This is a genomic window from Lentzea sp. NPDC042327 (assembly GCF_040647275.1).
Lineage (GTDB): Bacteria > Actinomycetota > Actinomycetes > Mycobacteriales > Pseudonocardiaceae > Lentzea.
The window spans coordinates 192,508-215,558 of the sequence record NZ_JBEZBX010000002.1; the positions used below are offsets into that span (position 1 = coordinate 192,508).

20 protein-coding genes are annotated in these 23,051 nt (G+C 71.6%); 11 read left to right on the forward strand and 9 right to left on the reverse strand.

Translation table 11 applies throughout. From position 1 onward, the window contains the following. Positions 1–46 precede the first annotated feature (46 nt). Positions 47–727, forward strand: a complete 681-nt coding sequence (locus AB0A63_RS04695; protein WP_360385344.1) for a DUF3159 domain-containing protein — start codon at positions 47–49, stop codon at positions 725–727. Here the strand turns inward: AB0A63_RS04695 and AB0A63_RS04700 are convergent. From AB0A63_RS04700 to AB0A63_RS04710, 3 genes are read right to left on the reverse strand one after another with little or no spacing between them, the layout of a single operon-like run. Continuing rightward, a complete protein-coding gene (locus AB0A63_RS04700; protein WP_360385346.1) occupies positions 691–2,070 on the reverse strand; it encodes a class I adenylate-forming enzyme family protein in 1,380 nt (459 codons plus the stop codon). The two genes, AB0A63_RS04695 and AB0A63_RS04700, sit on opposite strands and share 37 nt — an antisense overlap. A gap of 1 nt (position 2,071) precedes the next feature. Next, positions 2,072–3,145, reverse strand: a complete 1,074-nt coding sequence (locus AB0A63_RS04705) for a 3-dehydroquinate synthase II (protein ID WP_360385348.1) — start codon at positions 3,143–3,145, stop codon at positions 2,072–2,074. After that, positions 3,142–3,936 (reverse strand): 2-amino-3,7-dideoxy-D-threo-hept-6-ulosonate synthase, encoded by a 795-nt coding sequence (locus AB0A63_RS04710; protein ID WP_360385350.1) that lies wholly within the window; start codon positions 3,934–3,936, stop codon positions 3,142–3,144. Before AB0A63_RS04710 ends, AB0A63_RS04705 begins: the two co-directional genes overlap by 4 nt. 206 nt (positions 3,937–4,142) lie before the next feature. Here AB0A63_RS04710 and AB0A63_RS04715 point away from each other — a divergent pair, with 206 nt between their 5' ends. Beyond that, positions 4,143–5,051: a LysR family transcriptional regulator gene (locus tag AB0A63_RS04715; RefSeq protein WP_360385352.1), complete on the forward strand. Its 909-nt coding sequence runs from the start codon at positions 4,143–4,145 to the stop codon at positions 5,049–5,051. Here the strand turns inward: AB0A63_RS04715 and AB0A63_RS04720 are convergent. Both AB0A63_RS04720 and AB0A63_RS04725 read right to left on the reverse strand, forming a co-directional pair. Continuing rightward, the gene (locus tag AB0A63_RS04720) at positions 5,046–5,969 is read right to left on the reverse strand and encodes a BadF/BadG/BcrA/BcrD ATPase family protein (protein ID WP_360385354.1); all 924 of its coding nucleotides are present in this window, start codon (positions 5,967–5,969) and stop codon (positions 5,046–5,048) included. The genes AB0A63_RS04715 and AB0A63_RS04720 overlap by 6 nt on opposite strands. A gap of 51 nt (positions 5,970–6,020) precedes the next feature. Beyond that, positions 6,021–8,831, reverse strand: coding sequence for a S8 family serine peptidase (locus AB0A63_RS04725; RefSeq protein ID WP_360385356.1), 2,811 nt, complete (start codon positions 8,829–8,831; stop codon positions 6,021–6,023). 112 nt (positions 8,832–8,943) lie between these two features. Here AB0A63_RS04725 and AB0A63_RS04730 point away from each other — a divergent pair, with 112 nt between their 5' ends. From AB0A63_RS04730 to AB0A63_RS04760, 7 genes are read left to right on the forward strand one after another with little or no spacing between them, the layout of a single operon-like run. Continuing rightward, positions 8,944–9,798: a fumarylacetoacetate hydrolase family protein gene (locus tag AB0A63_RS04730; RefSeq protein ID WP_360385358.1), complete on the forward strand. Its 855-nt coding sequence runs from the start codon at positions 8,944–8,946 to the stop codon at positions 9,796–9,798. Between the two features lie 4 nt (positions 9,799–9,802). After that, positions 9,803–11,113, forward strand: a complete 1,311-nt coding sequence (locus AB0A63_RS04735; protein WP_360385360.1) for an enolase C-terminal domain-like protein — start codon at positions 9,803–9,805, stop codon at positions 11,111–11,113. Next, positions 11,106–11,858, forward strand: a complete 753-nt coding sequence (locus AB0A63_RS04740) for an SDR family oxidoreductase (protein ID WP_360385362.1) — start codon at positions 11,106–11,108, stop codon at positions 11,856–11,858. The genes AB0A63_RS04735 and AB0A63_RS04740 overlap by 8 nt, the downstream gene beginning before the upstream one ends. Positions 11,859–11,872: 14 nt before the next feature. Beyond that, entirely contained in the window at positions 11,873–12,916 is a 1,044-nt protein-coding gene (locus AB0A63_RS04745) for a sugar ABC transporter substrate-binding protein (protein WP_360385364.1), read from the forward strand. Then, positions 12,913–14,388 (forward strand): sugar ABC transporter ATP-binding protein, encoded by a 1,476-nt coding sequence (locus tag AB0A63_RS04750; protein ID WP_360385366.1) that lies wholly within the window; start codon positions 12,913–12,915, stop codon positions 14,386–14,388. The genes AB0A63_RS04745 and AB0A63_RS04750 overlap by 4 nt, the downstream gene beginning before the upstream one ends. Beyond that, on the forward strand, positions 14,385–15,401 hold the full coding sequence (locus tag AB0A63_RS04755) for an ABC transporter permease (protein WP_360385368.1): 1,017 nt from the start codon (positions 14,385–14,387) through the stop codon (positions 15,399–15,401). The genes AB0A63_RS04750 and AB0A63_RS04755 overlap by 4 nt, the downstream gene beginning before the upstream one ends. 5 nt (positions 15,402–15,406) lie before the next feature. Continuing rightward, a complete protein-coding gene (locus AB0A63_RS04760; protein WP_360385370.1) occupies positions 15,407–16,363 on the forward strand; it encodes an aldo/keto reductase in 957 nt (318 codons plus the stop codon). A 15-nt stretch (positions 16,364–16,378) separates the two neighbouring features. Here AB0A63_RS04760 and dapA read toward each other — a convergent pair whose 3' ends face one another. Further along, positions 16,379–17,239, reverse strand: a complete 861-nt coding sequence (gene dapA / locus AB0A63_RS04765; RefSeq protein WP_360385372.1) for a 4-hydroxy-tetrahydrodipicolinate synthase — start codon at positions 17,237–17,239, stop codon at positions 16,379–16,381. Between the two features lie 89 nt (positions 17,240–17,328). Between dapA and AB0A63_RS04770 the strand changes: the two genes are divergently transcribed. Beyond that, positions 17,329–18,189 (forward strand): LysR family transcriptional regulator, encoded by an 861-nt coding sequence (locus AB0A63_RS04770; protein WP_360385374.1) that lies wholly within the window; start codon positions 17,329–17,331, stop codon positions 18,187–18,189. Here the strand turns inward: AB0A63_RS04770 and AB0A63_RS04775 are convergent. Next, a complete protein-coding gene (locus tag AB0A63_RS04775) occupies positions 18,175–18,849 on the reverse strand; it encodes a FadR/GntR family transcriptional regulator (protein WP_360385377.1) in 675 nt (224 codons plus the stop codon). The genes AB0A63_RS04770 and AB0A63_RS04775 overlap by 15 nt on opposite strands. A gap of 187 nt (positions 18,850–19,036) precedes the next feature. On the opposite strand from AB0A63_RS04775, the gene nagA reads away from it, so the two are divergent. Beyond that, complete coding sequence (gene nagA, locus AB0A63_RS04780) at positions 19,037–20,248, forward strand: N-acetylglucosamine-6-phosphate deacetylase (RefSeq protein ID WP_360385379.1); 1,212 nt, start codon at positions 19,037–19,039, stop codon at positions 20,246–20,248. A 344-nt stretch (positions 20,249–20,592) separates the two neighbouring features. Here nagA and AB0A63_RS04785 read toward each other — a convergent pair whose 3' ends face one another. Both AB0A63_RS04785 and AB0A63_RS04790 read right to left on the reverse strand, forming a co-directional pair. Next, positions 20,593–21,636: an SIS domain-containing protein gene (locus AB0A63_RS04785; RefSeq protein ID WP_360385381.1), complete on the reverse strand. Its 1,044-nt coding sequence runs from the start codon at positions 21,634–21,636 to the stop codon at positions 20,593–20,595. Beyond that, positions 21,633–23,051 carry a glycoside hydrolase family 3 N-terminal domain-containing protein gene (locus AB0A63_RS04790; RefSeq protein WP_360385383.1) on the reverse strand — a complete coding sequence of 473 codons (1,419 nt, stop codon included), beginning with the start codon at positions 23,049–23,051 and terminating at the stop codon, positions 21,633–21,635. Before AB0A63_RS04790 ends, AB0A63_RS04785 begins: the two co-directional genes overlap by 4 nt.

A 23,051-nucleotide genomic window follows, 5' to 3' on the forward strand; every position in this document is an offset into this window, starting at 1 on the left:
ACAGCTCCGTTACCTGACTTAGGCTGACCTAAGGCAGTCTGGGAACATGACCGACGTGCGCCAGGAGTCGCTCGCATCACTGCTCGGAGGCCGAGGCGGCGCCCTCGACGCCTCCCTGCCCCCACTGGCGTTCGTCGCGGGCTGGCTCGTCTGGGGCCACTCGATCGGAGCAGGCGCTGTCGCCGCGGTGCTGTGCGGCGTCGTCATCGGCGTCATCCGCTTCGTGCGCGGCGAGAAACCCCGCGCCGTGGTGCTCTCCGTGCTGCTGGTCGTGGCCGCGGCCCTGATCGCCCTGTACACGGGCCGCGTCGAGGACTTCTTCCTGATCCAGCTGCTGTCGAACGTCGCGTCGGCGCTGGCGTGGGCCGGGTCGACAGCGGTGCGCTGGCCGTTGCTCGGCGTGGTGGTCGGCACCCTGCTGGGGCAGAAGACCCGGTGGCGGCGCGATCCTGCCCTTTTGCGCGCCTACTCGATCGCCTCCTGGCCGTGGGTCGCCCAGTACGTGCTGCGCGTGGCGGTGTTCACGCCGCTGTGGCTCGACGCCCAGGTGTTCTGGCTCGCCACGCTGCGCGCGGCGCTGTCGTGGCCGTTGCAGGTCGTGTGCATCCTGGTGTCGGGGTGGGTGCTGCGGAAGGCGCTGCCTTCGGGGCATCCGGGGTTCCGGCACCCGCAGGTGCCGGAACCGGGTGCTCAGCCGGGGTCGGGCAGTGACCGCGCCCGCAGGTAGGACGCGTGGAGCGGCTCCGCGCTCCGCACGACCTTCCCGGTGGGGGTGCGCGGGAGCGCGTCCATCACGTGGATGTGCCGGGGCAGCTTGAACTCGGCGAGCCTCTCCGCGCACCACTCCGACAGGGCGCGCGCGGTGAGCGTCGTGCTCCGGGTGCTCACGTAGGCGCGGATCTCCGGCTGGCCCAGCGCGATGGCCTCGGTCACCTGCGGGTGCCCGCACAGGACCTTCTCCACCTCGGTCAGGTCGACGTTGAAACCGCGCACCACGACCAGCGAGTCGGAGCGGCCGAGCAGGCGCAGTTCGCCGTCGGGCGTGAACTCGCCCCGGTCGCCCGTGCGGAACCAGCCGCCGGAGAAGCGCGACGGGCCGTCCTCGGACAGGTAGGGGGTGGCGGGCAGCGCCACCTCGACCAGGCCGTCGCGGACCCGTGCGGTGACGCCCGGCATCAGCGGGCCGACAGACGGGCGGACCGTACCGCCGACGGCCATGGTCAGCGCGCCGGTCTCGGTGGTGCCGAAGCACTCGCCGACCGGGATGCCGTAGGTGGCCTGGAAGCGGGAGGCGACGTCCTGCGGCATGAGCTCGCCGCCGGCGAACGCCCCGCGGGCCGTGCGCAGCGCGGAAGGATCGGGGGAGGCGGCGAGCAGGTCGAAGTGGAACGGCTGGCCGGTGACGAAGTCGACCTCGAAGTCCCGCGCCTGCCGGAGGATCGCCGCCGCGGTGGGCCTTTCCGCGAAGACGAGGTGCACGCCCGCCGCCAGCGAGTGCAGCAGGCCGCCGACCATGCCGAAGCTGTGAGCGGGGGAGTTCAGCAGCAGCAGGCGTTCACCGCGGCGCACCATGCCCTCGGCGGCCTCGAACCGCGCGACCTCGTCCGCCAGCGACGACGTGCTGCGCCCGATCACCTTCGGCCGGCCCGTCGAGCCGGAGCTGAACTGGACCAGCGGGTGGTCGGTGGCGGCGGGCAGGCCGTCCGCGCGGGTGGTCACCAGGTCGTACCGCTCCTGGAAGCCGGAGGCGGCCGCACCGCTCGGGTGCACGAGGAACTCCGGGCGGGTCAACGAGTGCAGGACGTCGGTCTCGGCCGGCGTCAGGCGGTGGTCGATCGAGATCACCTGCGCACCGGTGCTCCACAACGCGAGCACGGCTTCGAGCTGGCTGAAGCTCGGCGGCACCTGGACGGCGACCGCGCTGCCCTCCCCGATTCCCGCAGCGGCGAAACGACGGGCCTGAGCGGTGACATCGGCGCGCAACAACCCGTGCGTGACCGTGCTGCGGTGGCTGAGGAACGGCACCTCGTCGCCGTGGCGGTGCAGCAGGTCGGTGATGAACGCGCGCATGTCAGGACTCCTTGCAGAACTCGCCGATCGGCAGGCCCACGTGCCGTTGCTCGGTGGCGACGTGGCCGAGGAGCTCGTCACCGGGTCGGAGCTCGGTCACGTTCAGCACCTTGCCACCGGGGCCGAGGACGCGGACGTGCCAGTCGTCCTGGACCATCAGGTCGACCACGACGCCCTCCGGTGAGCGTGCGGTGATCGTGAGCATCGGGCGGGACTCCAGCTTGGCGCGGCCCACGGTCAGCTCGCGGGTGCGGCCGTCGGCGTTGACGGCGAGGACCTTGCTGCCGGACCGCAGCTCGGACAGGTAGTTCGTGCGGTTCGCCGGCCCGAGGACGTACGAGTGCAGCGCGCCCGCGTTGACGCGGAACGGCCGCGTCGGCATGTACGGCAACGGGTGCGTCTCGCTGCAGCACAGCACGAAGCCGGACGAGAAGGAGCCGACGAGGATGCCCTCGTCCTCGGCGAAGTGCGAGGCGGTGTCGACGCAGACGCGGTCGCCCAGACCGTTGTGGGTCAACGCCTCCACGGTGAGCGTGGTCAGCGTCAGCGGCGGGGACGTGGCTTCGAGCAGCCGGGCGAGCTTGAACACGTCGGTGGCGTCGGCGGGGGCCATCAGGACGCCGTCGGAGCCGTGTTCCAGGCATTCGAGGACGATCGCGGCCTCCACGAGGTCGGAGACCACCGTGACCAGCTTGCCGGGGGCGCCGTGCGCGGCCGCGATCACGATCTCCAGGGGGATCTTGGTCGGGTCGGTGAACGTGACGACGGTGTGGTCCAGGCGCTCCGCCGCGGCGCAGGCGAGCTTGAGCGTGCGGTCGTCGCCGACCGTGACGGACGCCGACCGCGTGGGCAGCCGGTCGAGCTCGTCCTGCTCGTCCACCGGCACGACCACGAGGTGCGGGCTCTCGACGGGCTCGTTCGCCAGCAGCACCCGCGTGATCGTGGGAGGGAGGTCGTCGAGCAGCGCGGGATCGTCCGCGACGACTCCGGCCACGCGGCTGTGCACGGCGGCGTCGACCACCGCGGTGCGCTGCGCTTCCGGGACGGTTCTGAGGTCGATCCAGGCGAACTTCACCGGTTCTCCAAGGCTGTCAGTGCGTCGATGAGGCTGGTGTCGGTGGGCGTGTGCACGATCGCCGCGAGCTCCGCGACGAGCTGCATCGGCGTCGGTGAGGCGAAGACCCGCCGTCCCACCGCGAGGCCCGCGCAGCCGGCGGCCATCGCGGCGCGCGCGTGTCCGGCGAGGCTGTGCGAGGAGGCGGCGCCGCCCGCGACGAGCACGGGGAGCGGGCAGTTCGCGACGACGTCCGCCATGTTCTCCGCCGGGTGCGCGAGGTTGGTCTTGACGATGTCCGCGCCCAGGTCCGTCGCGATGTTGACGACGTGCGCCAGCAGGGCCGGGTCGCGCGGGTCTCCGATGCGCGGTCCCCTGGCGTAGATCATCACGACCAGCGGGACGTTCCAGGCGTCGCACGCCGCCGCGACCGTGCCCAGGTCGGCCAGCTGACGCGCCTCCGTGTCGGAGCCGATGTTGACGTGCACGCTCACCCCGTCGGCACCGAGCCGCAACGCCTCGTCGACCTCACCGACGAGCACCTTGGCGTTGACGTCGGCCATGTGCGCGGTGCCCGCGCTGAGGTGCACGATCAACCCGCAACCGCCGAGCACGGCCGGGTCGATGGTGCGCACGCGTCCTTTGTGGACTATGACCGCGTCGGCGCCGCCCTGCACGACGGCGCTGATCAGGTCGTGCCACCGGTCCCTCGGCACGACCGGGCCGTCCGAGACGCTGTGGTCCAGCGGTACGAAGAGGTACCTGTCGTCTTGCTGACGGGAAAGGCGTCGCAGCCGCAACGCTTTCCTCATGGCCTCACCCCTGGTGTCATCCGGTGGTCGACAGCAGCCTGAGGCAGCCGGTGCGCGCAGCGGTAGGTGTGAGGTTCCGATAACTCCCGGTTTATCGGCCGAACGGAGCAATCCGAGGGTCGGCGCGGGCCGCAGAAAGGTCATTTGGTGACACCCGCGTGGCCGTGTTTGTCGCTCCTCCACTGCCCTAGGCTTCGTCAGTGCGAATGGAGCTCAGACATCTGCACGTGGTGCTCGCCGTGGCGAGTGCGGGCAGCATCACCAGGGCCGCCACGCAGCTGAAGATCGCGCAGGCCGGACTGACAGCCCAGGTGCGCAGGATCGAGGCGAGCCTCGGCGGGCCGTTGTTCCTGCGTCGCACCGACGGCGTCGAGCTGACCGAACTGGGCCGCCACGTCGTGCTGCGGGCTCAGGACCTGGTCGAACGCTTCGACGACCTGATCGTCACCTCGCACCGGCTGGTGCGGCGGGGTGACTCGGGCATCCGGCTCGGTGGCGTGGCGGGGTCGCCCACCGGGCTGCTCGTCGGGGCCGTGCGCGAGGTGCTGCCCGGCTTGCCGCAGACCACGCACGTCGAACGCGGCGGCGACACCGTGCTCGAGCTCGTGTGCACGGGCGAGCTGGACCTGGCCCTGGTGGTGGAGTTCCCGCGCAGCCCACTGCGGTTTCCCGAAGCGATCGGCCTGCGCGGTGTCGTGACGGAACGCATGTTGATCGGCGTCCCGGTGGGCCACCGGCTGTCGGGCCGCAGCGAGGTGCGGCTGTCCGAGCTGGCAGGGGAGGAGTGGGTCGTGCCGGACGAGAACCACGGCGGTCGGCTCAACCTCGAACAGGCCTGCGAGGCCGTCGGGTTCACGCCCCGGTGCGCGCACTTCGGTGCCGATGCCGCGGTGGCCGCCGACCTGGTGCGGTCGACCGGTGCCGTGGCGGGGTTCTTCCCCGGCCAGGACGCGCCGGGCGTGCTGCTCAAACCGATCACCGGCAACCCGCTGTACCGCCGGATCACGCTGGTGTGGAACGACGACGCCGCCGAGCACGTGGACGACGTGCACGCCGGGCTGCTCCGGGCCTACCGCGAGCGGACACCGCACTCGGGCAGGCTGCTGGCCTCATGACCGGCTGGGTCGCGGCGCGTCCGGGCCCAGCACGTCCACCGCCGCCAGCCAGGCCGCCCCCACGGCCCCTTCCGTCGCCATGATCACCTGCGCACCGCACCGCCCCTGCAGCTCCTGCTTCAGGTGCACCCCCACCGGTGTCTTGATCAACGAACCCACCAGCACGATCGGCGACGTGTCCTCCGGCGCGCGCACCGCCGAGGCCATGTCCGCCAGCAACCGCGCCGCCGACGCCACGATCGACAGCGCCGCCGGGTCCCCGTGGTGGTAGGCGGCCGACACCAGCGGGGCGAAGCGCGCGAGGGCGATCGGTGGCGAGGAGTTCACCGCGGTGATCAACGCACCGCGCCCGCGCACCCCCGCCGTCGTCAGCACCGCGGTGGCCAGCCCCTCCAGCGGCGCGTCCAGGTCCAGCAGGCGCACCGTGGCGCGGACGGCCTCGCGGCCCAACCAGAACGCGGAGCCGTCGTCGCCGAGCAGCCAGCCGTAGCCGCCGGACTGGCCGACCATGCGGTGGTCCACGATGCGGCCCGCGATGGAGCCCGTGCCGGCGACCAGCACGGTGCCGTCGGCGGAGGAGGTGCCCGTGGCGAACGCCGCCTCGCAGTCGGTGACCACGCGCATCGGGCAGTGCAGGCCCGCGCGTTCCCAGGCCTCCTCGAACAGGGCCGACACCGCCGGGTCCGACATCCGGGAGGCGCCTGCCATGCCCAGGACGCCGGAGCGGACGCGGCGGGTGTCGAGGCCGTCGAGGGCCTCCTTCAGGGCCTCGCCGATGTGGGCCGCGGCGAGGGCGGGTGGGTGCGAGTTCGGGTTCGCGCCGCCGGCGAGGCCCTGGCCCAGCCGGGCGCCGCCGAGGTCGAGCACCACTGCCCTGGTGGACGTGCCACCGGCGTCCAGACCGACCACGAGATCCATGACGAACGAGTATGCCGAGGTCAGGCCACCGGTGGCACGCCCAACCGGGTGTCACCCGGCCAGTGCGCGGTCACCCGTCGCGTTGTGGTGGAAGAACACCAGGGTGCCCGGCGGAACTCGATCACCCGGATGGACCACAGTGGACAGTGAAGGGACCTCGGTCCCGTAGGCGAAGACGGCAGGCTCGGTCACGTCCACGAGCTCGTCGGCGTCGGCGGGCGCGGGGTAGCGGCTGGCCACCGCCACCGTGTACGTCACCGGGCCGGTCGGCAGCACCGAGCGCGACACCGGCAGCACCACCACGTCGCTGTCGAAGAGGTTGGTGTCGGTGGAACCGGCCAGGCCGTTGAGGGGCTGTTCGTCCACCACCTCGTCAGAGGCGACGTCGGTCGTGCGCGCGAGCCACACGTCCGCCGTCACGGTGCCGTCCGCGCCCTCCTGCTTGACCGCCTCGGTCAGGAACTCCTTGCCGCCCACCGTGAACCGCACCCGCGGCCGGGTGTTGCCGCCCTGGTTCTGCCACGTGTCCCAGGTCGCGACGCCGAACGCCAGCAGCTCCGGCGTCGCGGTCGCGCCGGCGTACCGCAGGTCGGCGCCGCGGGCCGTCCGGTTCGCGGTGCAGCCGTCGCGCACCTCCGGGGTGCACGCGGGCAGCCGCGGTGAGCGCGCACCCAGTTCCAGCACGGTCATGCGCGCGACGAACTCGCCCTGGTCCAGGCCCTGCCCGGTGACCCGGCCGGACGACACCGACAGCCGCGACACCGGCTTCGGCGCCGCGTAGACCGGGACCTGCAACGACCGGTCGCCGGTGAACCGCACGAGCCCGGACGCCTCCGCCAGGAACTGCCGGCCGTCGGCCAGCGACACGCTCGGGTCCGGTGTCTTGCGCAGCGCCGCCGGGTTCGTGATCCGCAGCTGCACCCGCACGGGCGCCGACCCGCCTGCGGGCACCACCACGAACGGCGACACGGAGAACGCCACCCCCGGCACCTTCGTGATCGGCTCGTAGAACGGGTTCAGCCGCACCGGTTCCGTGCCCTTGTTGACCACCCGCAACGTCCGCGTGGCCTGCACCGGCCCGTCCACCTCGACCGTGCCGAACGACGCGTCGCCCAGCACCAGCACGTCCGCGCCGAGCGCCGCCAGCCCGTCCACCCGGCCGGAACCGACCCGCATCGGCGCCTCCCGCACGCCGGACGCGGACCGGACCACCCCGGAGGCCGTGTTCACCAGCGCGGCGCGGATCTCCTCGACCGTCCACCGCGGATGCGCCTCGCGCAGCAGGGCCGCGATGCCCGCCACGTGCGGCGACGCCATCGACGTGCCACCCATCGACACACCGTCCGAGGCGGTTCCCGAGGCCGCGGAGAAGATCGTGTCACCGGGGGCGGCCACCGAGATCGCCGACCGCGACCGCGACGACGAGGGCGTGATCGTGTCCTCGATCTCCGGCGTCACCGACGGCACCGCGCGCTTCAGCGACGACGCCAGGCGCACCGTCAGCGTCCCGGCCTCCAGCGCGGGCCGCAGCGCCGTGGCCGCGGCCGCCGTCAGCTGGAACGCCGGGATGTGCGCGTTGCCCGCGATGCCGGCCGCGAACGCCGGCAACGTCGTCGGCAGCAGCACCCCGGCCGCGCCGGCCTGCCACGCGTTGTCCGTGCGCGGACCGGAACCGCAGGCGCGCGTCGCGTCGTCGTCGTCCCACTCCAGCCAGACGAGCTTGCCGGCCAACGGCTCGCTGATCGGCTCGCAACCGTCCACACCGGACTTCAGCCGCACCACCGGCAGCGTCAGGTCGATCGGGTCCTTGTAACCGATGCTGTACTGGCCCGGCCACCGCTGTCCCAGCGCCTCGACGCCGTCGAGCACCTCGCCCGCGTCCCTGCTGTTCGCCACGGAGATCACGCCCGGTGCGTTGCCCGGCGACCCGGACACGTCGTAGAGGTCGCCGCCGTTGCCCGCCGCCGCCACCACGACCACGCCGTGCTCGACCAGCTTGCGCACGAACAGCGAGTCGGGGTCGTCCGGTGCGCCGAAGTTGCTGCCCAGCGACAGGTTCACCACGTCGAGCTTGTCGGAGAAGTCGCCGTCACCGTTCGGGTCGAGCGCCCAGTCCAGCGCCTTCGCGGTCAGCTCGGTGGAACCCCGGCAGCCGAACACCTTCAGCGCGTACAGCAACGCCCGCGGTGCCGTTCCCGGCCCGATCCGCATCGAGTCGAGGTCGACCGACGAGTACGAGCCGCGGTAGGTCGAGCCGTCGGCGTTCACGCCGAACCCGGCCGCCGTGCCGGCCACGTGCGTGCCGTGGCCCTGGCAGTCCAGCGGGTCCGCGTCCGGCACCGGCGGGGCCTTGCCCGCGGTGTAGGCGTCGCCCGCGAAGTCGTACCCGCCGACCACCTTGGCCGTCGGGAACGTGCCGCCGCCGAAGTCCGCGTGCCGGTAGTCGATGCCCGTGTCGATCACGCCGATCCGGACGCCCTCGCCGAGGCGGCCGAGCGACCGCCAGACGTCGGAGGTGCGGGTGAGCCGGACGGCGGAGGCGTTGGACGGCTCCTTCGGGACCATCCGGTGGACCGCGCGGACCTCGGGCATCCGCGCCAGTTCCGACAGGTGGGAACGGCCGACCGCGAGGACGACGCCGGGCACCGCGTTGGTCGTTCGCGCAACCTCCTTCCCGCCGGACCGGGACACGACCCGCGACACGTGCTCCGAGATCCGCTCCCGTGCGGAACGCGCCTGAGAAGCGTCCCTCGACTCGACCGCCGGGGCCGAGGTCAGCTCGACGAAAACGGTTACATCCGGCGGCGAAGCAATGGGTGTCAGCAGCGCGCCCACCAGGAGTGACGCGATGGCCAAATTCATGATCAACCTCTCCTAGTCATCGGACGACTTCACGTCAGGGCCTAGACGCGAGTGCCTCGGCAGGGCTATACATCCGATGTATTCGTGCGGTGTGAGCAGAGGAGGAACCGCCGTGCAGCTTCTGCGGCTCGGACCGGTCGGCGCTGAACGTCCCGCGGTGAGGACCGGCGACGGGACGACGTACGACCTCCTGCCGATCACCCCCGACATCGACGGCGGCTTCCTCGCCGACGGCGGTGTCGCCCGCGTCCGCGCCGCCCTCGACGCGGGCGAGCTCCAGGCGCTCGACACCGAGGGGGTGCGGGTCGGAGCGCCGCTCGCGCACCCCGGCAAGATCATCTGCATCGGCCTCAACTACCGCGACCACGCGGAGGAGACCGGCGCCGACATCCCCGGCGAACCCGTGGTGTTCCTCAAGACGCCGGACACGGTCGTCGGACCGTACGACGAGGTGCTCGTGCCCCGCCGGTCGGTGAAGACCGACTGGGAGGTCGAGCTCGGCGTCGTCATCGGGCGCACCGCCCGCTACCTGGAGTCCGAAGAGGACGGCCTGGCGTGCGTCGGCGCGTACGTGCTCTCGCACGACGTCTCGGAACGCGAGTTCCAGATCGAGCGCGGCGGCACCTGGGACAAGGGCAAGAACTGCGAGACGTTCAACCCGCTCGGCCCCTTCCTCGTGCCCGCAGACGAGATCGCCGACCCGCAGGACCTCGCGATGCGGCTCTGGGTGAACGGCGAGCTGAAGCAGAACTCCACCACCAAGAACATGATCTTCCCGATCGCGGAGGTCGTGCGCTACCTCAGCCAGTTCCTCGTCCTTCGTCCGGGTGACGTCATCAACACAGGTACACCCGCTGGGGTGGCGCTCGGCCAGCCCGAGCCCAAGCCGTACCTGCGCGCCGGCGACGTGGTCGAGCTGGAGATCGAGGGCCTCGGCAAGCAGCGGCAGACCCTCGGGCAGGCCTGAGCCCATGCCCACGATCACCGCACTGGACGTGCTCGACATCCGCTTCCCGACCTCGCGCGAGCTCGACGGCTCCGACGCGATGAACCCCGACCCCGACTACTCCGCCGCCTACGTCGTGCTGCGCACCGACGACGGACCGGAGGGCCACGGCCTCGCGTTCACCATCGGCCGCGGCAACGACGTGCAGGCCGCCGCGATCAAGGCACTGGCCCCGCACGTCGTCGGCAAGGCCGTGCCGGAGACCGCACAGGCGCTGGGCGAGCTGTACTTCGAGCTGATCGGCGACTCGCAGCTGCGCTGGCTCGGCCCGGAGAAGGGCGTGGCGCACATGGCGATCGGCGCGGTCGTCAACGCCGCGTGGGACCTCGCCGCCCGCCGCGCCGGGCTGCCGGTCTGGCGGTTCCTCGCCCGCATGACACCCGAGGAGGTCGTCGGGCTCGTCGACTTCCGCTACCTCTCCGACGCGCTGACACCGGACGAGGCGCTGCGGCTGCTGCGCGCGGTCGAGCCCGGCAAGGCCGAACGCGCGGAGTCCGTTGCCCGCGACGGATACCCGGCCTACACGACGTCACCGGGCTGGCTCGGCTACTCCGACGAGAAGCTCGCGACGCTCGCCCGCCAGGCCCTCGCCGACGGCTTCGACATGATCAAGCTCAAGGTCGGCGGCAGCCTCGACGACGACGTGCGGCGGATGAAGCTCGCCCGCGAGGTCGTCGGCGACGAGGTGCGGGTCGCGGTCGACGCGAACCAGCGCTGGGACGTCGGCACCGCGGTCAGGTGGATGCGCGAGCTGGCACCGTACGACCCGTACTGGATCGAGGAGCCCACCTCACCGGACGACGTGCTGGCCCACCGCGCCATCGGCGAGGCGCTCGCCCCGATGAGGATCGCCACCGGCGAGCACGTGCAGAACCGCGTGGTGTTCAAGCAGCTGCTGCAGGCCGGTGCGATCGACGTGCTGCAGCTCGACGCCTGCCGGGTCGCCGGTGTGAACGAGAACATCGCGATCTTGTTGCTGGCCAAGAAGTTCGGTGTGCCGGTGTGCCCGCACGCCGGCGGTGTCGGCCTGTGCGAGCTGGTCAGGCACCTGTCGTTCTTCGACTACGTCGCCGTCTCCGGTGAGGTCGGCGAGCGGGTGATCGAGTGGGTCGACCACCTGCACGAGCACTTCCTCGACCCCGCCGTCGTCGAGAACGGCCGCTACCTGGCACCCACGGCGCCGGGGTTCTCCGCGCAGCTCAAGGACGAGACGCTCGTCGACTACGCGTACCCCGGAGGTCCCGTGTGGACGGAACTGGAGCACGCGGATGACTGACTTCGAAGGCCTCGTCGCCGTAGTCACGGGCGGTGCGTCCGGCATCGGCCTCGCCACGGCGACCCTGCTGAGCAGCAGGGGAGCGACCGTCGCGGCGCTGGACCTCAACCCGGACGTGCCCGAGCCGCTCACCGGCATCCGCGCGGACGTCTCCGACGACGAGAGCGTGCGGGCCGCCGTCGACGAGGTCGTGCGGCGGTTCGGGCGCCTCGACGTGGTCGTGAACAACGCCGGCATCGGCGCCCAGGGCGACGTGGCCGGCAACTCCGACGAGGAGTGGCTGAAGGTCCTGAACGTCAACGTCCTCGGCATCGTCCGCGTCACCAGGGCCGCGCTGCCGCACCTGCGGAACTCGCCGGCAGCGGCGGTCGTGAACACCGGCTCGATCGCCGGGTGGTCGGGGCTGCCGCAGCGCGCCCTCTACTCGGCCAGCAAGGGGGCGGTGCACGCGGTGACCCTCGCGATGGCCGCCGACCACCTCCGCGAGGGCATCCGCGTCAACGCGGTCGCCCCCGGCACCGCGGACACCCCGTGGGTGGGCCGCCTGCTCGACTCGGCACCGGACCCGGCCGCCGAACGGGCCGCGCTGGAGGCCCGCCAGCCGCACGGCCGGCTCGTCTCCGCCGACGAGGTCGCGGGTGCGATCGCCTACCTGGCGAGCCCGCTGTCGGGTTCCACCGCCGGCACGGTCCTCGCCGTCGACGGCGGCATGTACGGCTTGCGCCTGCGTCCCCAGCAGCAATGAAAGGCAGCTCAACGATGAAGCGTCGCAACCTCACCGCCGCGGTGTGCCTCGCCCTCGCCGGTGCCCTGACACTGTCCGCCTGCGGCGGTGGCGGCGCCGGCGGTGCGGGAGCCGGTGGCGTCGGCCCGATCGGCGCCGACCACCCGCGCGCCGACACCGACTTCTGGAACTCCTACATCAAGTACTTCCCGGAGAAGGCCAAGGACCTCGGCGTCAACCTGCTCAACCCCACCAACTCGCAGAACAAGGTCGAGAACCTCGTCGCCAACGCCCAGTCACTGCAGTCGCAGGGCGCCAAGGCGATCATCATGGCCCCGCAGGACACCGGTGCCATCGCGTCCACCCTGGACCGGCTGGAGAAGGCGAACATCCCCGTCGTCACCGTCGACACCCGCCCGGACAAGGGCAAGACCTACATGGTCGTGCGCGCGGACAACAAGGCCTACGGCGAGAAGGCCTGCAAGTTCCTCGGCGAGAAGCTGGGCGGCAAGGGCAAGGTCGTCGAGTTCCAGGGCGCGCTGTCGTCGGTCAACGGCCGCGACCGCTCCGAGGCGTTCGCCGCCTGCATGAAGGAGGACTTCCCCGGCATCACCGTGTTCGAGGAGCCGACCGACTGGGAGGGCGCCAAGGCGTCCGCGGCCCTGCAGACCCGGCTGAACCAGCACCCGGACATCAACGGCATCTACCTGCAGGCCGGCGGCGCGTTCCTCACCCCGACGCTGCAGGTGTTGCGGCAGAAGAACCTCATCGTCCCGCCGACGGACCCCAAGCACATCTTCATCGTCTCCAACGACGGCATCCCGCAGGAGCTGGAGGCGATCCGCAAGGGCGAGATCGACGCGACCGTCTCCCAGCCGGCCGACCTCTACGCGCAGTGGGCGCTCTTCTACGCCAAGGCCGCGGTCGAGGGCAAGACGTTCCAGCCGGGCAAGACCGACCACGACTCGACGATCGTCGACACCGGCGGCGGCCGCATGGAGGACCAGCTCGCGGCACCGCTGATCACCAAGGACAACGTCGACGACAAGGCCTTCTGGGGCAACCAGATCGGCGGATGAGCGAGCTCGCAGCCACCGCGCGTGGCGTCACCAAGCGGTTCGGCCGCACCCTCGCCTTGGACGACGTGGGCATCGAGGTCCGCGCCGGTGAGTCGCACGCGCTCGTCGGGCGCAACGGCGCCGGCAAGTCGACGCTGGTCTCCGTCCTGACCGGCATGCAGGTACCGGACGCGGGCGAGGTCGCGTTCTTCGGCGAACCAGCGCCCCCGGTCGCCGACCGGGCGGCCTGGCGGCGGCACGTCGCGTGCGTGTACCAGAGGTCGACGGTCGTGCCGGAGCTGTCGGTCGCCGAGAACCTGTTCATCAACCGGCAGGACCTCGGCGGCGGGCTGATCAGCTGGAAGAGGCTGCGCCGCGAGGCGGCCGAGCTGCTGGAGACCTACGACGTGGCGGTCCACCCGGACGCGCTGGTCTCGGCACTGACCGTCGAGCAGCGGCAGCTCGTCGAGATCGCACGGGCGCTGTCGATCGGCTCGCGGTTCGTGATCCTCGACGAACCGACCGCGCAGCTCGACGGCCCGGCGATCGAGCGGCTGTTCGCGCGGATGCGGTCGTTGCAGGCCAAGGGGGTGACGTTCCTGTTCATCTCCCACCACCTGCAGGAGGTCTACGAGGTCTGCCAGACGGTGACGGTCTACCGCGACGCGCGGCACGTCGTCACCGCACCGGTCGCGGAGATGTCGAAACCCGCCCTCATCGAGGCGATGACCGGTGAGGCGGGCGGGCTGAACGTGCCCAGCGGCGCCGACCGGCCGTCGTCGGCCGAAGCCGTGCTGACCGTGTCGGCGCTGAGCGGTGACGCGTTCTCGGACGTCACGCTGTCGGCGGCGCGCGGCGAGGTGATCGGCTTGGCCGGCAGCGCGTCGTCGGGCAAGCACGAGTTCGCCGAGACCGTGTACGGGCTGCGCAAGCCGTCCGGGGGAGCGATCTCGGTGGACGGAACCGCGGTGCGCGGCGGTGACGTGCCGTCGGCCCTGAAAGCCGGAATCGGTTGCGTGCCACGGGACCGGCACCACCAGGGGCTCGTGCTCGACCTGTCGATCGCGGAGAACGCGACGCTGAGCACCGCCGGCGCGTTCGTGTGGCCGCGGGCCCAGCGGGCGGCGGGGGCGACGGCGATCGCCTCCTACGACGTGAAGGCCGCGGGACCGGACCAGCCGGTGTCGGACCTGTCCGGCGGCAACCAGCAGAAGGTCGTGATGGCGCGGGCCCTCGCGGGCGACCCGGCTGTGCTGGTGCTGATCAACCCCACCGCGGGGGTCGACGTGAAGTCCAAGGAGTCGCTGCTCGGCGTCGTCGACGCACAGGCACGCCGGGGCAAGGCGGCGATCGTCGTGTCCGACGAGCTCGACGACCTGCGGGTCTGCGACCGTGTTCTGGTGATGTTCCACGGCCGGGTGGTGCGGGAGTTCGCCCGCGGCTGGCGCGACCAGGAGCTCATCTCTGCCATTGAAGGAATGAGTGCGGAATGACCAAGGCCATGACTCCGCCCGTCCCGGCGCCCACACCGCCGGGGAAGCAGAAGTTCCAGTTCGCGCGGTACCAGGACCTGGCGCTGGTCCCGGTGATCGTGCTGCTGCTGGTCGTCGGCTCTGTCCTGTCGCCGATCTTCCTCACCTCCGGCAACCTGATCGCCGTGCTGACCCAGCAGAGCGAGCTCTCGCTGCTGGTGCTGGGCCAGGCGATGATCCTGGTCGTCGGCAAGATGGACCTGTCGCTCGAGTCGACCGTCGGCCTCGCGCCCGCGCTGGCCGTCGCGTTGATCATTCCGGCGTCGTCCGGCGGCCTCGGCGTCGGCCTGGCGGCCTGGCTGGCACTGCCGCTGTGCCTGCTGATCGGGGTCGTGATCGGCGGCCTGAACGGGTTCCTCATCCTCAAGGTCGGTCTGTCCGGGTTCATGGTGACCCTGGGCATGCTGACCATGCTGCGCGGCCTGCAGCTCGCGATCACCGAGGGCAAGTCGCTGATCGACGTGCCGGAGTCGTTCCTGTACCTGGGTTCCACGACGTGGCTCGGGCTGCCGGCGGCGGTGTGGATCTGCATCGTCTGCTACGCCGCGGGGATCTTCGTGCTGAAGTACCTGCGCGCCGGGCGGTCGCTGTACGCCATCGGCGGCAACTCCGAGGCGGCACGCGCGGCCGGCATCCGGGTCGACCGGGTGGTGTGGCTGGTGCTGGTCATCGGCTCGGTGCTCGCGGTGGTCGCGGGCATCCTGATGACCGGGCGCCTCGGTTCCGTCGCCGCGACGCAGGGCGAGGGCATGATCTTCCAGGTCTTCGCGGCCGCGGTGATCGGCGGGATCTCGTTGCAGGGCGGCAAGGGCACGCTGTTCGGCGCGCTGTCGGGCGTGCTGATGCTGGGGCTCGTGGAGCAGATCCTGCGGCTGCAGGGCGTGTCCGGGTTCTACATCAAGGCCTCGTACGGCGCGGTGATCATCCTCGCGCTGATCGTGACCAGGTTCGCCACCGGCCAGAAGCAGGAGTGACGCCCGTGAAGGTGCCCGTTTCCCGTCTCGGCTTCGGTGCCGCGCCGATCGGCAACCTCTACCGTGAGGTGTCCGACGCCGAGGCCTTCGGCGCGGTCGAAGCCGCCTGGCAGACCGGTGTCCGCTACTTCGACACAGCGCCGCACTACGGCCTCGGCCTGTCCGAACGCCGCCTCGGCGTGGCGCTGTCCGGCCGCCCGCGTGACGGGTACGTGCTCTCCACGAAGGTCGGGCGGGTGCTGGAACCGTTCGACGGCACCGGGATGGACGACGAGGGTTTCGCGGTGCCGCGCCACTTCCGGCGGATTCGCGACTACTCGGCCGACGGTGTCCTGCGGTCTCTTGAGTCCTCTTTGGAGCGTCTGGGGACCGACCGGGTGGAGATCGTCTACATCCACGATCCCGACGAGCACTGGGACGCGGCGTTCGGCGAGGCGTACCCGGCGCTGGAGTCGTTGCGGTCGCAGGGGGTCGTGGGTGCCATCGGCGTCGGCATGAACCAGTGGGAGATGCCGGAGCGGTTCGTCCGCGAGACCGACATCGACGTGGTGATGCTGGCCGGCCGGTACACGCTGCTGGAACAGCACTCGCTGCCCACGTTCCTGCCGCTGTGCCTTGAACGCGGCGTGTCCGTGGTGGCGTGCGGTGTCTTCAACTCCGGCTTGCTGTCGAAGCCGGTCGTGCCGGCGGACGCCAGGTACAACTACGAGGAGGCGCCGCCGGAGCTCGTGGCCCGCGCCCGCGCCATCGCCGAGGTGTGCGGGCGGCACGGCGTGACGCTGCCCGAGGCGGCGATCCAGTTCGCCCTCGGCCACCCCGCCGTCGTGTCGGTCGTGATCGGCGCGCGCACGGCCGAGCAGATGACCGCGAACAGCGCGTACTTCTCGGCGTCGATCCCGGCCGGGGTGTGGGAGGAGCTGAAGTCCGCGGGCCTGCTCGGTGCCGAGGTGCCCACGCCGTGACCGGGTCCGCGCCCCCTAGGCGAACAACGCCTTCAGCTCGTCGACCAGCCGCGGCGTGGCCTCGGCGAGCGGCTCCCGCACCGGACCCGCGGGCAGCCCGAGCAGGGTGAGCGCCGCCTTGACCGCCACGGCACCCGGCTCGCGCGTCATGATCGCGGTGATCACCGGCAGCAGCGCCTGGTGCCGGCGCAGCGCCTCCTTGTTGTCACCCTCGTCGTAGGCGTCGAGCATCGCCTTGATCTCGTTGCCGACGACGTGCCCGACGGTGCTGACCGTGCCGACGCCACCGATCGAGTACAGCGGCAGGATCAGCTCGTCGTTGCCCGAGTAGTAGTCGAGCCCGGTCTCGGCGATGACCCTCGCGGTCGCCAGCAGGTCGACCTTGCAGTCCTTCACGCCCACGATCCGCGGGTGCTCGGCCAGCCGCAGCAGCGTCTCGGTGTCGATCGCGGTGGCCGTGCGACCGGGGATGTCGTAGAGCAGCGCCGGCAGCCCGGACGCGTCCGCCACCCGCCGGAAGTGGTTCTCGACGCCCTCCTGCGTGGGCTTGCTGTAGTAGGGCGTCACGACCAGCAGCCCGTGCGCGCCGTTCTCCTCAGCCTGCCGCGCGAGCTCAATGGTGTGGCGGGTGGAGTTGGTCCCCACACCCGCGATGACGTGCGTCCGGTCACCGACCGCCTCGCTGACGGCCCTGATGACCCGCGCCTTCTCGCTGTCGGTGGTGGTCGGCGCCTCACCGGTCGTCCCGTTGACGACCAGCCCGTCCGCACCACCCCTGTCGACGAGGTGCGCCGCCAGCTCCTGCGCACCCCCGAGGTCCAGGTCACCGTCAGGGGTGAACGGGGTGACCATCGCTACCAGCACTCGTCCGAACATGCCTCCAGCGTGGCTCTAGTTTTCGCGAAGTTCCAGTTAGAAGTTCTGCCCGGAACGTTAAGCTGAGCTTTGTGTTGGACGTACGGCGCTTGAGATTGCTCCACGCCCTGTCGGTCCACGGCACGGTCACCGCGGCCGCCGAGGCCCTGCACGTGACCTCGCCCGCGGTCTCCCAGCAGCTCGCCGCACTGGAACGCGAGGCCGGCGTGGCCCTGGTCGAACGGGCGGGCCGCCGGCTGACGCTGACCCGCGCCGGCCACGTGCTCGCCGCGCACACCCAGCTCGTCCTCGACCAGCTGGCAGCGGCCGAAGCCGACCTCGCCTCCCTGCGCACCTCGGTCTCCGGCGTGGTCCGCATCGGCGCGTTCGTGTCGGTGGCCGCGTTGCTCCCACGCGTGATCCAGCTGCTGCGCTCGGCACACGGGTCCGATGTGGACCTGTTCGTGCACGAGATGGAACCCGAGTCGTCACTGCCCGCGTTGCGGCGCGGCGACGTCGACATCGCCGTCATCCACTCGTACAACATCATGCCGCGCACGCTGCCCGAGTCCTGCGAGTCGCACGAGATGTTCGTGGAACCGGTGAACGTGGCCCTGCCGCTGTCAGACCCGTTGGTGCAGCAGGATTCTGTGGACCTCGCACTGCTGGCGGACCGCCCGTGGATCATGCCGCGCACCGACGCGTCGTGCCACGAGCTGACCCAGCGGGCCTGCGGTGCGGCCGGGTTCGTGCCGCGGGCACAGGCCTACTGCGACGACTTCGGTGTCATGTGCGGGTTGGTCGAAGCCGGTCTCGGGGTGGCGTTGGTGCCCTCGGTGGCGCGGCGGCCCGGGGTGGCGTTGCGGCCGTTGAAGCAGCAGGTGTTCCGCACGGTGTCGGCGGTGGTGCGCAAGCGGGCGGACGGGCAACCGGCGGTGCGGGTGGTGCTGGAGCAGCTACGCCAGGTCTGACAGCCACTGCTCGACGCCGGCCACGTGCACCGTCGACCAGCTGCGCGCCAGCTCCGGCTGGTGTGCCGCGAGCGCGTCCACGATCGCGCGGTGCTCGGCGACCGTGCGGTCCACGGCGTTCGACTGGGTGATGCCGCGCCAGATCCGCACCCGGACCGTGGGACCGGCGAGGGTGTCGAGGAGCTGCGCGAGGTAGGCGTTGCCGGAGCACTGGGCGATGGCGCGGTGGAACTCCAGGTCGTGCTCGACCAGCTCCTCGACGGACTTCGCCTGCTCCGCGGCGTCGCACAGGGTCCGCAGCTTCACGACCTCGTCCGGGTCGATGCGCTGGGCGGCCATCGCGGCCGCGGCGGGTTCGAGGATGCGGCGGACCTGGAGGACCTCCAGCACCGAATCTTCGCCGCGGTGCAGGTCGAGCACGAACGAGAGCGCGCCCAGCAGGTCGTCCGCGCGCAGCGACGAGACGTAGGTGCCGTCGCCCTGGCGGACGTCGAGCACCCGGACGAGCGACAGCGCCTTCACGGCCTCGCGCAGCGAGTTGCGCGAGAGACCGAGGCGTTCGGCCAGGTCAGCCTCCCGCGGGAGACGGTCGCCCGGCTTCAGCTCGCCGGACACGATCATCTCCTTGACGCGCAGGATCGCATCGTCAGTGACTGCCACAGCACCCTCAACTCGTCGTAGACCTCGGATGTCTGACACCAGTATGCGTCACCTCCGATCACCCACACGGGTCCCGGTAAACATGACGCTCATTCACTCACTGTTTTGTGGGATGGTTATCTACTAACGACACGTGACGCGGACCCCCGTTGTCGCCATAATGGTCTGGACCATTCAAGGAGGGATCTTGGACGCCGTTGTCGCAGCACCGCGCGCTTTGCTCGGTCGCACGATCGTCGGTCCTGCCTCGGTGCGGATCAGGGACGGCCGCATCGTCGAGGTGACCACCGGTGAAGCTCCACCCGGCGCGGAGGTCCTATCCGACGGCCTGCTCACACCGGGTCTGGTCGACGTCCAGGTGAACGGCGCCGTCGGCGTCGACTTCGCCGAGGTGGACGCCGCCGGCATGCGCTCGGTCGCAGCAGCACTGCCAGCCACGGGTGTGACCCGCTTCCTGCCCACGTTGATCACCGCACCGGTCGACGTGGTCATCCGCCAGGCCCGCGCCGTGCTGGCCGCCTCGGCCGCACTGCCCGACGGGGTGGGCGCACGTCCCCTCGGCGTGCACCTCGAGGGGCCGTTCCTGTCACCGAAACGGGCGGGCGTGCACGACCCGTCGTTCATGGTCGAGCCCGGTCCCGACCAGATCGACGCGCTCCTGAACGACGACGCCCTGCGCAGGGCGCTGCGCATGGTGACCCTGGCACCCGAACAGCCCGGCGGCTTCGAGGCGATCCGCCGCCTGGTCGACGCCGGGGTGCTCGTGGCCGTCGGCCACTCCGATGCCACCGGCGAACAGACCCGCGCCGCCGCCGACGCGGGTGCCCGCATGGTGACGCACCTGTTCAACGCCCAGCGCCCCCTCGGCCACCGCGAACCCGGCGTACCCGGCGTCGCCCTGGTCGACGACCGCTTCACGCTGGGCCTGATCGCCGACCTGGCCCACGTGGGCCCGGACGTGTGCCGCCTCGTGTTCAACGCGGCCGGCGCACGGGTGGCCCTGGTGACCGACGCCGTGGCCGCGGCGGGCATGCCCCCTGGCCGCTACCACCTCGGCGGCGCGGACGTCCTCCTCACCGAGGACGGCGTGCCCCGCTCCCCCGAGGGCACGATCGCGGGCTCGGCGCTGACGCTGGACCGCGCCGTGCGCAACATCGTGTCCGTCGGCGTACCCGCGGCGGACGCGCTGGCCTCGGCGACGATCGTGCCGGCCGAGGCGATCGGCGAGTCCGGGCTCGGGCGGCTGGCGCCGGGGGCCGTGGCCGACCTCGTGTGGTGGGACGACGAGCTGCGGCCCAGGAAGGTGTGGGTCGACGGGGAGGTCGTGTTCGACGCCGCGGTGCCGGTTGCGCCTGTTGCTCCCGTCGGGGCGGTGGGGTACGCGACCGCTGGACAGTAGGCCCGGTTCGTAGCGGCTGGGTTCGTGGGGCTGAGGGGGATCGTCTGCTGAGGCGGCGGTCCCCCTGGCCGTTTTCCGGGCCGGTTTCGAGGCGTGGAGCTCCGGCGCTTCTCACCTCCGGCGCTCCTCACCTCCGGCTCGACCCACGGGCAACGCCCCCTCCGCGCGCTTCCATACCTGCGGGCGCAGGAACGGGTGTGTTTCGGACACCTACAAGACGAGCCCAGGCGTGGATCAGGACAAGCTTCACCCGTTCGAGTGGCGCCGACCAGGTCCCAAGCACGAAAAGGCCGCCCGGAGCGAAAGCCCCGGACGGCCGATCGAGCCAGCAGAACGAAGAACCCCTAGAGGGTGCGCGTCACCTTGTTCAGCCCCCGCGGGCTGTCCGGGTCACCACCGCGCGCCAGGGCCAGGCCGTGGGCCAGGCGCTGCACCGGCAGGATCTCCAGGACCGGTGCGACCTCCTCGGCCGTCTCCGGGATGGCGATCGACAGGGTCGCGCCGACCTTCTCGGAGGCGGAGCCCACGGCGACCACGTCGGCGCCGCGCTGGTGGACCACGTCCAGGGCGTCGCGCAGTGAGTCGCCGCCCTTGCCCAGCGAGGTGATCGCGAGGACGGCGGTCTCGCCGTCGACGGCGGCCACCGGGCCGTGCAGGAGGTCGGCGCCGGAGTAGGCGCGGGCGGCCAGGTAGGAGGTCTCCGCCAGCTTCAGGGAGGCTTCCAGGGCCGTGGCGTAGGAGTAGCCGCGGCCCGTGGTGAGCACGCGGTCGACGAAGCGGTAGCGGCGGACCGCCTCATCCACGGTCGGGGTGGAGGCGTCCAGCGTCACCTGGGCCAGGTCGCCCAGGGGGGCCGCTGCCGCGCCGTTGCCGCCGCGGACGGCGTCGATCAGCAGGTACAGGGCCAGCAGGGTGGCCGAGTAGGTCTTGGTGGCCGCCACCGCGTGTTCGACGCCGGCCGAGACGTCCACCGAGAGCTCGGCGGCCGCGTTCAGCGGGGAGGTGGCGGTGTTCGTCACCGCCACGGTGAGGGCGCCGCGGCGGCGTGCGGAGGCGGTGACCTCCAGCAGGTCGGGGGAGCCGCCCGACTGCGACACCGTCACCAGCAGCACGTCGCGCAGGTCGGGCTCCGCGCCGTACAGGGTCGTGGTGGACGCGGAGACCAGGCCCGCTGGCAGCTGCAGCAGGATCTCGGTCAGGTACTTCGCGTAGATGGCCGCGTGGTCGCTCGAACCGCGCGCCGCGAACAGCACGAAACGAGGTGCGCGCTCCCGGATGACGGCGGCCACCTCAGCCACTGACGACCGGGACGCGTAGAGGGACGAGAAGATCGACGGCTGGGCCGCGATCTCCGCGGCCATGTGCTGGCCGGGCTGGGGCGTGGTCATGTCGTGCCTTTCAGGATCAGCTCGGCCGCGGCCCGGAGGCTCACCCGAGAACCGCCGTGGGTGTCGATGCGGGCGACGCTGCCCAGGTCGGGACCCGGCACGCCGGTTTCGACGTGCACCACGTCCAGGCCCAGATTAGTTAAGTTAGTTACCAGTTGTCGAGCGCTGGTGTGGCGGTGGGCGTCGCGCGTCACCACCACGATCGTGCGCTTGCCGGCGGCGCTCGCAACTTCTTCGGCCGAGATGTCGCGGGCCGCGATCACCTCGGTGCCCGGCAGGACCTCGCTCAGGTACGGACCGAGGCCCCACGGGACGTCGCCGACCGCGATCGACGGGTCCACCACCAGGTCGACGACGACCGGGTCCGCACCGACACCAACGCGACCGCGGACCGAGACAGCGCGTCGAGCGGCCGTGAGGCCGATCTCGGCGTCGTGCGCGTCCACGGTCGACGGCGGCAGGCCGAGTGCCAGCGACCGGGCCGCTGCCTGGGTCAGGCGCTCCTCCGACAGCTCACCGGACCGCACCGCGGCGACGATCGAGTCGATCAGCCACTGGATCTCCGCGTCGTCGAGCGGGATGCCGCCCAGGCACAGCGCGTCGACGCCCGCGGCCAGTGCCTTCACCGCACCCACCGCCAGGTCGCCGCCGACGGCCTTCATGTCCAGGCCGTCGGTGATCACCGCGCCAGTGAAGCCGAGCTCGCGGCGCAGCAGGTCGATCGCGTGCTTGTTCAACGTCACCGGCGCGCTGCCCCACTCGGGGATCACGAGGTGGCCGGTCATGATCGACCGCACCCCCGCGTTCACCGCCGCGCGGAACGGCACCAGCTCGACCTCGCGCAGCTGCTGCTCGGTGCGCGGCAGCACCGGGAGCTGCTCGTGCGAGTCCTCAGTGGACGCACCGTGACCGGGGAAGTGCTTGGCGCACGCCGCGACACCGACGGCCTGCAGGCCCTCCACCCACGCGGCGACGTGCCGTGCGGCGAGCACCGGGTCCGAGCCGAACGCCCGCACGCCGATGATCGGGTCGTCGAGCGTCAGCACCAGGTCCGCCGACGGCGCCAGGTTCAGCGAGATGCCGCACCGGGCCAGCCGCGCGCCGATCGAGGCGGCCACGGACCGGGTCAGGTCGAGGTCGTCCGCCACGCCCAGGGCGTAGTTGCCGGGCACCTCGGACCCGTGGCCCGCGTCGAGGCGGGTGACGTCGCCGCCCTCCTCGTCGATGCCGATCACCACGTCCGGCCGCGCCGAGCGCAGCTGCGCGCACAGCGAGGTCACCTGGTCGTCGGAGACGACGTTGCGGCCGAACAGGACCACCCCGCCGAGACCGTCAGCGACCCGCCGCACCAACCAGTCGGGGGCGGTCGTTCCGTGAAAACCGGGCAGCAGAACGGCAGCGGCCAACTGATCCAC